Origin of the sequence: Geminocystis sp. GBBB08 (genome assembly GCF_016743215.1) — a bacterium.
GTDB lineage: Bacteria > Cyanobacteriota > Cyanobacteriia > Cyanobacteriales > Cyanobacteriaceae > Geminocystis.
In genome coordinates this window covers 26,120-38,184 of the sequence record NZ_VRZC01000018.1, presented here as the reverse complement: position 1 = coordinate 38,184, position 12,065 = coordinate 26,120, and the positions used below count along the sequence as shown (strand labels likewise).

General features: G+C 30.4%; 10 protein-coding genes. 5 read left to right on the top strand and 5 right to left on the bottom strand.

Features of this window, described 5'->3' with window-relative positions:
• Nucleotides 1-14: 14 nt before the first annotated feature.
• The 5 genes from FWJ34_RS04170 to rpsU form a co-directional block, all read right to left on the bottom strand.
• Nucleotides 15-476 carry a DUF29 domain-containing protein gene (locus tag FWJ34_RS04170; RefSeq protein WP_308254070.1) on the bottom strand — a complete coding sequence of 154 codons (462 nt, stop codon included), beginning with the start codon at nucleotides 474-476 and terminating at the stop codon, nucleotides 15-17.
• Between the two features lie 212 nt (nucleotides 477-688).
• A complete protein-coding gene (locus FWJ34_RS04165; RefSeq protein ID WP_308254069.1) occupies nucleotides 689-1,150 on the bottom strand; it encodes a DUF29 domain-containing protein in 462 nt (153 codons plus the stop codon).
• Between the two features lie 145 nt (nucleotides 1,151-1,295).
• Nucleotides 1,296-1,793, bottom strand: a complete 498-nt coding sequence (gene petD, locus FWJ34_RS04160) for a cytochrome b6-f complex subunit IV (protein ID WP_308254068.1) — start codon at nucleotides 1,791-1,793, stop codon at nucleotides 1,296-1,298.
• Between the two features lie 183 nt (nucleotides 1,794-1,976).
• Entirely contained in the window at nucleotides 1,977-2,645 is a 669-nt protein-coding gene (gene petB, locus FWJ34_RS04155; RefSeq protein ID WP_308254067.1) for a cytochrome b6, read from the bottom strand.
• 484 nt (nucleotides 2,646-3,129) lie between these two features.
• Nucleotides 3,130-3,306, bottom strand: a complete 177-nt coding sequence (rpsU, locus tag FWJ34_RS04150; protein ID WP_066347499.1) for a 30S ribosomal protein S21 — start codon at nucleotides 3,304-3,306, stop codon at nucleotides 3,130-3,132.
• A 165-nt stretch (nucleotides 3,307-3,471) separates the two neighbouring features.
• Between rpsU and FWJ34_RS04145 the strand changes: the two genes are divergently transcribed.
• The 5 genes from FWJ34_RS04145 to murJ all read left to right on the top strand — a co-directional run bounded on the left by FWJ34_RS04145 (nucleotide 3,472) and on the right by murJ (nucleotide 11,902).
• Nucleotides 3,472-5,673, top strand: a complete 2,202-nt coding sequence (locus tag FWJ34_RS04145; RefSeq protein WP_308254066.1) for an ATP-binding protein — start codon at nucleotides 3,472-3,474, stop codon at nucleotides 5,671-5,673.
• Between the two features lie 93 nt (nucleotides 5,674-5,766).
• Nucleotides 5,767-6,234 (top strand): response regulator, encoded by a 468-nt coding sequence (locus FWJ34_RS04140; RefSeq protein ID WP_308254065.1) that lies wholly within the window; start codon nucleotides 5,767-5,769, stop codon nucleotides 6,232-6,234.
• Nucleotides 6,235-6,285: 51 nt separating this feature from the next.
• A complete protein-coding gene (locus tag FWJ34_RS04135) occupies nucleotides 6,286-8,814 on the top strand; it encodes a response regulator (RefSeq protein ID WP_308254064.1) in 2,529 nt (842 codons plus the stop codon).
• Between the two features lie 138 nt (nucleotides 8,815-8,952).
• The gene (gene rlmN / locus FWJ34_RS04130; RefSeq protein ID WP_308254063.1) at nucleotides 8,953-9,984 is read left to right on the top strand and encodes a 23S rRNA (adenine(2503)-C(2))-methyltransferase RlmN; all 1,032 of its coding nucleotides are present in this window, start codon (nucleotides 8,953-8,955) and stop codon (nucleotides 9,982-9,984) included.
• A gap of 313 nt (nucleotides 9,985-10,297) precedes the next feature.
• Complete coding sequence (gene murJ, locus FWJ34_RS04125) at nucleotides 10,298-11,902, top strand: murein biosynthesis integral membrane protein MurJ (RefSeq protein ID WP_308254062.1); 1,605 nt, start codon at nucleotides 10,298-10,300, stop codon at nucleotides 11,900-11,902.
• Nucleotides 11,903-12,065 lie beyond the last annotated feature (163 nt).

The following is a 12,065-nucleotide window of genomic DNA, read 5'->3' as shown; positions in this document are numbered from 1 at the left end:
GAACTAGGGTGAGTTTAGGGAAGCCAGTTTTCATCTAAGATTTGTTCAAGAGATGCGATCGGGTTTTTGGGGAAAGTATGGAGGGGGAGTTGAGATTTATCACAAACAATATTACGACTATTTTGATAACATTCTTCAACTATATCTCTAAGATAAAGCTTTAAACTGGGACTATCTTGTAATAGACGTTTAATTTGAAGACGAAAATTACGGATTTCCCCTTTCCAATGACTTTTATTTCTTTCTTTTTCTGTTTCCCAATAGCCCAATTTTAAGAGATGTTCTATCAATCTCATTAATAAACTTTCCAGTTTTCTTTTATCCCTTTTACTCAAATCTAATACCTCTTCAATTAAATTCTCCCAATCAACAGAATTAAAATCATGATTTTCTATTCTTTTAACGGTTTCTAATACCCAGAGATTATAGTCTGTATCGTACAAACTTTTGTTTTCAGTTTTCAATTGAACTACCATATATTTGACCTCTATTTGATCGATAATTTTAATTGTAAGTCCTTTTTTATTGAAACTGAAAAGGGTGCAATGTTTAGAGAGATTATGTTTTTGTGAGTCAATAAAATTATTTTAAAGTGCATCGAATATTAGGAATTTTTCTACCTGTCTTCTTGGGCACTTGTCCATCTGCCTTACTCTTTATCTTTTTTTTCTGTAGAACTAGGGTGAGTTTAGGGAAGCCAGTTTTCATCTAAGATTTGTTCAAGAGAGGCGATCGGCTTTTCGGGGAATCTATCAAGAGGTAGTTGGAAATGTTTGGAAGCCAATTTACAACCTTTTAGATAACAGTCAAAAAACTTATTATTGAGGTGATTGTTTAAACTAGGACTATCTTCTAATTCTTCCATGATTTGCAATCGAAAATTCAATATTTCTCTCTCCCAATGACTTTTATTTCTTTCTTTTTCAGAATCCCAATATTGTAAAATTAGTAGGTGTTCTATCAATTTCATTAATAAACTTGTCATTTTTCTTCTTTTGCGTTCACTCAAGTCTAAAACCTCCTCAATTAAGTTTTCCCAGTCAACAGCGTTAAAATTTTTATTTTCTAGTTGTTTAACTGTTTCTAATATCCAAAGATTATAGTCAGTCTCATATAAATTTGTTTTGTTTTTGATTAATTCGGCTACCATTACGATTACCTCCGATTTTTAAGTAGTTTTATTATAAATTATGTTCACGAAAAAGGTCTGCGATCGCCTAAAAACTCATCATTTAAAGAGCCTTAAAGCCATCACAGACACTTGATTTTGATAATTTTGACTTGCAAATCAAAAATTAGAATAAACCCAAAGTTAAAGACTTATCAATGGGGAAAATAGATCCAGCACCTAACCAAAGAGTTACGGCAGTACCAAATAAAAATACAGTCATCGCAATAGGGCGACGGAAAGGATTTTGGAACTTGTTAACACTTTCGATGAAGGGTATCAACATTAAACCTAAAGGAATAGCTGCTTGACAAGCAATACCTAAAAGTTTGTTAGGTAAAACTCGCAAAATTTGGAATACGGGATATAAATACCATTCAGGTAAAATTTCCAAAGGAGTAGCAAAAGGATCAGCAGGTTCGCCAATCATAGCAGGATCAAGAATAGATAAACCAACGATTAAACCTAAAGTACCTAAAATACAGACAGGAAACATATAGAGAATATCGTTAGGCCATGCAATCTCACCATAATAATGATGACCCATATTTTGAGCTAATTTGGCTCTTAATTTTGGATCATCGAGATCAGGTTTTTTGATTAACTGAGAGTTAGGGTTGGACATAGTGTGTAGTTATCTCCTAAAGGAAGAAAGATGGAACAAAAAAAGCCAAATATTTTTTTATTTTATCTTGATTATGTAGGTTGGGTTGAAGTCACTAAACCCAAATTAAATAGTAAACTAATTTACTGGTTTAATGGGGTTGCAAGTTGTTTAACTCAACCTACGACAAAATTGTCAAGGAATTTACAACGGACCTGAAATACCCTGTTTACGGATTAAGAGGAAGTGTAATAACATGAATACTGCCATTAACCAAGGTAAGACAAAGGTGTGAATAGTATAGAAACGGGTTAAAGTAGCTTGACCTACACTTGCACCACCTCTTAAAAGTTCTACCATTTGATCACCAACGACAGGAATAGCCGCAGGTACGCCAGATACGATTTTAACGGCCCAATAACCTACTTGATCCCAAGGTAAAGAATAACCAGTTACACCAAAGGAAACGGTAATTACTGCCATAGTTACACCCACAATCCAAGTCAACTCACGAGGTTTTTTGAAACCACCCGTTAAATAAACACGGAACACATGGAGAATTAACATTAACACCATCATACTAGCTGACCAGCGATGGACTGAACGAATTAACCAGCCGAAGTTAACTTCATTCATAATGAATTGAACGGAAGTAAAGGCTTCGGTAACGGTAGGTTTGTAATAAAACGTCATCGCAAACCCCGTAGCAAATTGAATTAAGAAGCAAGTTAAAGTAATTCCGCCTAAGCAATAAAAAATATTGACGTGGGGGGGAACGTATTTGCTACTAATATCATCGGAAATCGCATCTACTTCTAGGCGATCGTTAAACCATTTATAAACAGGAGAATCGGTTACTTGTTTAGTAAACATTAAGCCGTGAACTTTTAGGAATTATTATGTACAGTGATTTTTTAATCAGTTTAATAACGATAAATCTCAGTTTTGTTGAGGACTTATAGTTATACTTTAGTCAATGGAATTATATCATGACGTTGTAGCAAGGAATAACATCTTCAACGATGGTTGTGACTTTAATACTTGCTAAATAAAATTTAACATATCTTTAAGTTTTAATGCCAATTATCAATCATAATTACTTATTTTGTAAAGATTTCTTAACAATCAAAAAGCAAGTCTTGTGATTTAAGATTTAACTTAAACTTTGTGACTTGCTCTTATTCTTTTACGCAAAACAATATTCAACAATCCAATTTTTTGACAATGTTTTTATTGAAGTCAAATAATACAAAAATCATTGCCTATGGTCAATTTTATGATCACCTTACCTTATTTATTGATGAATGTAAATAAAAATAATTATCTAACTACTAATCTTTTAATCCTAAGATTTTACTTAACGAAAGCGTTTTTTGCGACGGGCAACGGCTTTGCGTTTTTGCTTTTCAATAGGGGTTTCAAAGTGACGCAGACGTTTAATATCGGCGAAGATTCCTGCTTTAGAAACTTGTCTTTTAAAACGACGTAAAGCTGATTCTATATTTTCATTTTGTCCTACAACCACTTGGGTCATTTAATAGCCTCCTTACTAGAATTTTATTGTAATTTTAAAACTAATTTATAATTATAACTTAGTCATCGGCGTTTCACAATCCACAACTTAATTAAAATTTAATTGTATTTTTATAAATACTAGTATACTCAATTATAACTATTAATAACTCAAAATATTAAAATTATGAACTATGATCATCAAGAAATTCAATTACTCGGTACTATTCAACCCCATGGTGTTTTAATTATTTTAAATGATCCAGAATTAACTATTTGTCAAGTTAGTCAAAATACAGAAAAATGGTTAGGTTATCAGCCTAATGATTTAATAAATAAGCACATTTCTTTACTTTTAAATGAGAAACAAGTTGAAGCTATTACTAACTGTTTAAAGAAAGACTTTAATTATATTAATCCTTTAGATTTAAAGATTAAAAAACAATTTTTTCAAGGAATTATTCATAGTTTTAATAATTTTATTTTTTTAGAATTAGAAATAATAAATCAATCCTATAGTTCTAATTTTTTTCAATTTTATCAAGTTACTAATAACATTATAAAAAAGCTGCAAAAAACTAAAAATTTAATGGAATTATCCACAATTATTGTTGCAGAAATTAGAAAATTAACTGAATTTGATCGAGTGATGATTTATCGTTTTGAAGATAATAAATATGGTCATGTTATCGCCGAAGCAAAAAGAGAAAATTTAGACTCATTTTTTAATTTACATTACCCAGAAACTGATATTCCTCTTAAAGCGAGGTATCTTTTTAGTCTCAATTTTCTTCGAGTAATTCCCGATGTTTATTATCAGCCTGTTTTGCTTCTAAATCATCCAGAAACTAACGAAATTTTTGATTTAAGTTATTCAGTTTTACGAGGTGTTTCTCCATGTCATTTAGAATATTTAAAAAATATGGGAGTCAAAAGTTCTATGACAATTTCTATCATTAATAATAATCATTTATGGGGATTAATTGCTTGTCATAATTACAGCCCTAAATATGTACCTTATGATATTCGTACTGTTTGTGAATTTTTAGGAAAGATAATGTCAATTGAATTACCTGCTAAAGAAGAAAATGAATATCTTAATGATAAAATCAGTCTCAAAAATATTCAAACTAATTTAATTAACTCTTTATCTAAATCCACTAATTTAATTGATAGTTTAATTAATAATGGTGAGCAAATTCAAAATTTAGTTAATGGTAATGGAGTTGCAATTTGTGCTGATGATGAACTTTTTTTATTTGGTAAAACTCCTTCAGAAAAAGAGATTTATCATTTAATAGATTTTTTGGAAATCGAGACTAAAAATGATATTTATTATACTAATAATTTATCCAAAATTTATGAAAAAGCTCAAGGATTTAAAGACGTTGCTAGTGGTATTTTATTATTAACTTTAACCAGAGTTACTCGTTATTATATTATCTGGTTTCGTGGCGAAGTTATTCAAACAGTAAAATGGGCCGGAAATCCTTATAACTCAATTAAAATTGAAGCTGATGGTATCACTTTATCTCCTCGAAATTCTTTTCAGGAATGGCAAGAAAAAGTAAAATTTCAGTCATTACCTTGGCAAAAATACGAAATTCAAGAAGCCATAGAGTTTAAAAATGCAGTAGTAGGAATTATTTTACAAAAAGCCGATGAATTAGCTTCATTAAATTTAGAGTTACAAACTATAAATCAAGAATTAGATGCTTTTACTTATATCGCATCCCATGATTTAAAAGAACCATTACGAGGTATTTATAATTATTCTACTTTTTTATTAGAAGATTATGAAAATATTTTAGATCAAGATGGTAAAGATAAATTAAACACCTTATTGTCTTTGACTAAACGGATGGAGGGATTAATAGAAGCTTTATTAGAATATTCTCGTATTGGGCGTACAGGCTTAACAATTAAACCAATTAATTTAACAAATCTAATCAATAATATAACCAAGATGTTAAAAGCATCTTATCAGGAAAAAAATTGGGAAATTATTATTTCAAAAACCTTGCCAAATACTCAAGGAGATCCTATTTTAATAGAAGAATTATTAACTAACTTAATTACTAACGGATTAAAATATAATCATCAACAGCAAAAAGTAATTGAAATTGGTTATTTAACTGAACAAAAAGAAATAGAAATAGCAAAATCAAAAATTATTTTTTATATCAAAGATAACGGTATGGGTATTCAAGAAAAACATTTTAATACTATTTTTCGTATTTTTAAAAGATTACATGGACAAAATCAATACGGTGGGGGAAACGGTGTTGGTTTAACCATTGTTAAACGGATTATTGAGCGTCACGGAGGTAACATTTGGTTAGAATCAGTCTATGGTGAAGGCACAACTTTTTATTTTACTCTCCCATAGGTGATGTATTAATGATAAATTTAGGGAAAAGTATTTTTCTATACTATTTATTCAAATTCAGTAGATCGATTATTTTAAAGGAAAAGTTTGTTGATGACAGATAATTTAAGGGAATCCATTCAAGACTCACGCTATCATCTTTTGGTTGTAGAAGATAGTGATACTGATTTTGCAGTTTTCAGCCGTTTTTTACAAAAATTATCTTTTCATAATCCCGTTTATCGTTGTTATGATGGTGATGATGCCTTAGATTATCTTTATCATCGGGGAAAATATCAAAATTTTTCTATTTTTTCTCGTCCATCTTTGATTTTATTAGATCTTAATTTACCCGGTACAGATGGTAAAGAAGTGTTAACAGAAATTAAAAAAAATGATTTTTTGAAAACTATTCCTGTAATTATTTTTACAACTTCTTCTAATCCTGATGACATTCAAACTTGTTATCAAAAAGGAGCAAATACTTATATTATTAAGCCAATGGACTTAAATAAAATGAAGATAATGATTCAATCTTTATTAGAATATTGGTTTTATGTTTCTATTTTACCTTCTCACTAACATTGATCCAATCAAAAAATCATTTTATATTGATTATTAACATAAATTTCTATGTCAAATAGCGACTTAATTTTTACTATTTTAATTGTGGAAGATTTTATTATAGATAGAGAAGTTTATCGTCGTTATTTAAAAAAAGATCGAAAATATAAATATAATATTTTAGAAGCTGAAACGGGAGAAGAAGCGTTACAAATATGTGAAACAAATGATATTCATTTAATTTTATTGGATTTTTTCTTACCTGATATGGATGGCTTTGATATTGTAGATTCTCTTCATTATTTAAAACCAAATCACAAAATTCCCATCATTATTTTAACAGGACACGGTGATGAAAAAATAGCTCTTAACTTGATGCAAGATCGTGCAACTGATTATTTAATTAAATCAAAAATAACAGCAGAAAAATTACATAATTCTCTTCATAAAATTTTTGATGATTATATACAAAATCTATCAGTTTCTCTCACTCCTAATAAAATTGTTATTGCTGAAAAGTTTCAACAAAATCATCATACTTATATTCGTTATTTATTAAGAGATAATTATAAAAATCACGAAATTTTTGAGTGTGAAACTGGAGAAGAATTATTACAACTTTGTAAAGAAATAACTCCTAATTTAATCTTGTTAGACTATTCTCTTTCTGATGCTAATGGACTAGAAATTTTAGATGAATTAAAATATATTTTAGATTTAACAAAAATTCCTGTCGTTGTCATGACGGAGCAAGGAAATGAAGAAATGGTAGTAGAAATTATCAAAAAAGGAGCTAAAGACTATTGGAAAAAAGATAATATTACAGTAGAATTTTTACGGACAAAAGTTGATACTCTCATGCTCAATAATACTTCTTTAGAGTATCAATTCGTTAGAAATCAATCTTATAAACAATTATTGGCTACTATTTCTTTAAAAATTCGTGAATCGATAGAAATTGAGGCAATTCTTAATACTGCTGTCAAAGAAATTAGAAAATTTTTAAGATGTGATCGGGTACTTTTTTTTGAGTTTAATCAAGATGATAGTGGTCAAGTTGTAGCCGAATCTTATAATAATAAATATAATTCGATTCTTAATTTAGTAGTAAAAGATACTTATTTTCAAAATGATGGTAAAATCGATTATTCTCTTAATTGTCGTAAACAAAATATTAGTGATATTGATAAAGCCAATATTGATAAATGTCATTTAAAACTACTAAAAAGTTTAAATGTAAAAGGAATTTTAGCCTTACCAATTATTATTAATAAAAAAGATAAATTATTATGGGGTTTATTTATTGCTCATCATTGCGAAAAACCTCGTATTTGGGAAGAACATGAAATAGATTTTTTAGAAGAATTATGCTTACAAATTGCCATTGGAATTAAACAAGCATTATTAGTAAAAGAATTAAAAATAGCGAAAGAAAAAGCAGAAGAAGCAACGAAAATAAAAAGTGCATTTTTAGCTAATATGAGCCATGAAATTCGCACTCCTATGAATGGAATATTAGGCATGGCAGATTTACTTTCTGATCATAAACTCGATGAAGAATCTTTAGATTTTGTGCAAACTATTAAAAATAGTGGCGAGATTTTATTAGGATTAATTAATCAAATTTTAGATTTATCAAAATTAGAAGCGGGGCAAATTGAACTTGATTTTGAAATATTTAATCTTAATGAGTTTATCAAAGAAACTTGTCAAATTTTTAGGTATCAAGCACAACAAAAAAACCTTGAATTAACTTATGAAATTGATACTGATTTAGACAAAGTATATCAAGGTGATAGTTTTAGAATTAGGCAAATATTTAATAATTTAGTTAGTAATGCTTTAAAATTTACTCAAAAAGGTTCAATTAAATTAATAGCAAAAAAATTAGACAAAACACCTAAAGATAATAGCATAGTAACAGTTTATTTTGCTGTAAAAGATACTGGAATTGGGATTGCAAAATTTAATTATAATCGACTATTTCAATCTTTTTCTCAAGTTGACTCCTCCACAACTCGTGAATATGGAGGCACTGGTTTAGGTTTAGCTATTTGTAAACAATTAGTAAATTTAATGGAAGGAGAAATAGGTGTCGAAAGTATAGTCAATGAAGGCTCAACATTTTGGTTTACCATACCCTTAAACGTTGAAGAAAATATTATTATTAACCATAAAATTAGTACCGTTGAGACTGTCGGGAAAAATAAAGTTATCAAAGAATATGCTCATATTTTAATCGTAGAAGATGATAAAGTAAATCAAAAAATTATTATGCAAGTAATGAAGCGATTAGGCTATTCTTTTGATGTAGTAAATAATGGTCAAGAATGTCTTGAAAAAGTAGCAAAGAATAATTATAATTTGATTTTTATGGATTGTCAAATGCCAATTTTAGACGGTTATGATACCACCAAAAAATTGAGATTAAATAAAGATACTCAAAATTTGCCCATCATTGGTTTAACAGCTTTTGCTATGGAAGGAGATAGGGAAAAGTGTTTAGCCGTAGGGATGAGTGATTATTTAACTAAACCTTTTTCTTTAAAACAAGTAGAGAATTTATTAAATAAATGGTTATCAAAAAATCATCTCTAAACAATGTTAATAAAATTCCAAAGAATCAGATAATGAGGAGGATTTAGTTCCAGTTTCTTTTTTTACCTACTCTAGTTTTATAATAGTAAAAGATCGAGGATTTTCAGTGTTTTATCAGGATCAAAAAGTATCTTAATTATGGCAACTCAAGAAGTATTATTAGGCAAATCGTTACCAGAATTAACCTCATGGATTACTCAACAAGGGCAACCTTCCTATAGAGGAAAACAACTTTATCAGTGGTTATACGAAAAAGGGGCAACTTCTTGGGCTGATATGACGGTTTTTCCACAAAAATGGCGAGAATTGCAAGAAAATGCAGTTATTGGTCGATCGGCTATTCATCACTATAGCATTGCCCCTGATCAAACTCGCAAATATTTATTAAAATTAGCCGATGATGTAATTGTCGAAGCAGTAGGCATTCCTACCAGTAAAAGATTAACGGTGTGTGTGTCTTCCCAAATCGGTTGCATCATGGGTTGTGATTTTTGTGCCACTGGAAAAGGGGGATTTACTCGTAATCTTAAAGCCCATGAAATTATAGATCAAATTTTGACAGTACAAAATGATTTTGGTGAAAGGGTGACTAATGTGGTATTTATGGGTATGGGTGAGCCATTGTTGAATTTACCTGAAGTTATTCCTGCCATTAAATCTATTAACGAAGATATTGGTATTGGTCAGCGATCGCTTACAATATCTACGGTAGGCTTACCGCAAAAAATCCGAGAATTAGCCCACCATAAGCTACAAATCACTTTTGCCGTCAGTCTTCACGCCTCCAATCAGGAAACCAGAGAGAAATTAATTCCTAGTGCCAATCATTATTCATTACAACAACTTTTAGCCGATTGTCGAGAGAATGTCAAAATAACGGGAAGAAGAGTGACATTTGAATATATTTTACTAGCAGGAGTGAACGATTTACCTCAACACGCGCAAGAATTAGCCCAACATTTACGAGGATTTCAAACCCATGTTAATCTTATCCCTTATAATCCTATTTCGGAAGTTGATTATAAACGCCCTTCAAAAGAAAGAGTTAACCAATTTTTAAACCTTTTGAAACAAGAAAATATAGCGGTTAGTGTGCGTTATTCTCGTGGCTTAGAAGCTGATGCAGCTTGTGGGCAATTACGGGCAAATACAGTGCTTAAGAATCAGTAATTAGGGGTGCGTCAAAAAGTATTTTGATGAGGATAGGCAATGGGCAATGGTAAATTCTAAATTCTTTACCCTTGATTCTTATAGTTTCCTGATTAATTCAGCAGCCACTAATTACAGCAGAAATCACTTCCTTAAACCACACTTTGGATTCTCGCTTTAGTATTTTTGCTCCTTTGCGTCTTTGCGAGAAATAAAAAATGTAGCTTATTCATGTGAAAAGCACTGTAAAAGCAGGGATGTCTATTTTTTGAAGAACTTTAATTATTATGCTGTTTTGATAGATAATAAATCATGCAATTATTTCTCTTAAAATGTGAATGCAAATAATAAAAGTAAAAAATCTTTAGCCGGAATCGCTGGAGTTGTAGCGGTAGCAACCCTTATCAGCAAAGTATTTGGCTTAGTGCGAGAGCAAATTGTCGCTGCTGCCTTTGGAGTTGGGGCTGTTGTTAATGCTTATGCCTATGCTTATGTTATCCCCGGATTTTTATTAATTCTTTTAGGTGGTATTAATGGACCTTTTCATAGTTCATTAGTCAGTGTTTTAGCAAAAAGAGAGCAAAAAGAAGCTGCACCACTAATTGAAACTATTACTACTTTAGTTAGCACTATTTTACTCATTTTCACCGTCATTTTAGTGATTTATGCCGATAAATTTATTGATTTATTAGCCCCCGGATTAAACTCAAGTGTGCGAGATATGGCAATTTTACAACTCCAAATCATGGCACCTTTAGCAGTTTTTGCAGGATTAATAGGCATCGGTTTTGGTAGTTTAAACGCTTCAGATCAATATTGGCTGCCAAGTATAAGTCCACTTTTCTCCAGTCTAACTATTGTAATTGGTGTTGGCGGTTTATTTTTATTTTTAGGAGACAAAATTAATGCCCCTGAATATCTCCAATTTGGTAGTATTATGTTAGCAAGTACAACGGTTGCTGGGGGTATCTGGCAATGGTTAGCACAACAAGTTACACAAATAAAATTAGGTATTAGTACTTTAAAATTACGTTTTGATTGGGGTAGAGAAGGGGTTAACGATGTGATGAAAGTGATGGCACCAGCAACTCTTTCTTCTGGAATGTTGCATATAAATGTTTATACAGATTTATATTTTGCCTCTTATCTCGAAAATGCAGCGGCGGCAATGCGTTACGCTAACTTTATCGTTTTAACTCCTTTGGGCATTATTTCTAATATGATTTTAGTGCCATTTTTACCAGTTTTTTCTCGTTTAGCCGCACCTGAAAATTGGGATGAATTGAAACTCAGAATTAGACAGGGTTTAATATTAACAGCTTTAACTATGTTTCCCCTCACCGCTATTTTTATGGCTTTATCAAATCCTATTGTCAAAATTATTTATGAAAGAGGAGTTTTTAAATCAGGAGATTCTGCCATCGTTGCACCAGTTTTATTTGCCTATGGTGTGGGAATGTTTTTCTATTTAGCTAGGGATGTTATCGTCAGAGTTTTTTATGCTTTAGGTGATGGGCAAACTCCCTTTAAGGTTAGCATTATTAATATTTTTATCAATGCTATTTTAGATTATTTATTAGTTAAAAAATTTGAAACTCAAGGGTTAGTATTTGCTACGATCAGCGTTAATATTTTCTCCATAATAGCCTTAATTTGGATCTTACATCAACGTTTAAATGGCTTACCATTAAAACAATGGTTTTTTATCTTCTCTGGTTTAATAATTACAACTATTATTTCAGGTTTTAGTTGTTGGGGAATTAATAATTTACTTATTTCTTTTTGGGGAGATAACGGCTTATTATTACAAGGAATAAATTTATTAACTTCTAGTTTAATAGCAGTGATAATTTTTATGTTAATTTGTATGCAGTTCAAACTTCCAGAATTAGAGATTTTATTTAATAAAATCAACGCTAAATTTTCTCGTCAAAAATAATAATTTTTTTGGTAAAATATAGCACTAAGCAGGTTTGTATCTAAGTTGATTGGTAAGGCTAAAGAAGAGGCAACAGATAAACGTTTGAGTCAAGGCAAAGAGGTAACAAGGAGTGCCCATCCCCTTGCCTTGTTAGGAATTAATAAAAACCTAAGTTTTAGTG

Excerpts from the sequence above, each read along its gene's own strand:
- FWJ34_RS04170 (WP_308254070.1), bottom strand. The coding sequence starts at position 476 with ATGGTAGTTCAATTGAAAACTGAAAACAAAAGTTTGTACGATACAGAC.
- FWJ34_RS04165 (WP_308254069.1), bottom strand. The coding sequence starts at position 1,150 with ATGGTAGCCGAATTAATCAAAAACAAAACAAATTTATATGAGACTGAC.
- petD (WP_308254068.1), bottom strand. The coding sequence starts at position 1,793 with ATGTCCAACCCTAACTCTCAGTTAATCAAAAAACCTGATCTCGATGAT.
- petB (WP_308254067.1), bottom strand. The coding sequence starts at position 2,645 with ATGTTTACTAAACAAGTAACCGATTCTCCTGTTTATAAATGGTTTAAC.
- rpsU (WP_066347499.1), bottom strand. The coding sequence starts at position 3,306 with ATGACCCAAGTGGTTGTAGGACAAAATGAAAATATAGAATCAGCTTTA.
- FWJ34_RS04145 (WP_308254066.1), top strand. The coding sequence starts at position 3,472 with ATGAACTATGATCATCAAGAAATTCAATTACTCGGTACTATTCAACCC.
- FWJ34_RS04140 (WP_308254065.1), top strand. The coding sequence starts at position 5,767 with ATGACAGATAATTTAAGGGAATCCATTCAAGACTCACGCTATCATCTT.
- FWJ34_RS04135 (WP_308254064.1), top strand. The coding sequence starts at position 6,286 with ATGTCAAATAGCGACTTAATTTTTACTATTTTAATTGTGGAAGATTTT.
- rlmN (WP_308254063.1), top strand. The coding sequence starts at position 8,953 with ATGGCAACTCAAGAAGTATTATTAGGCAAATCGTTACCAGAATTAACC.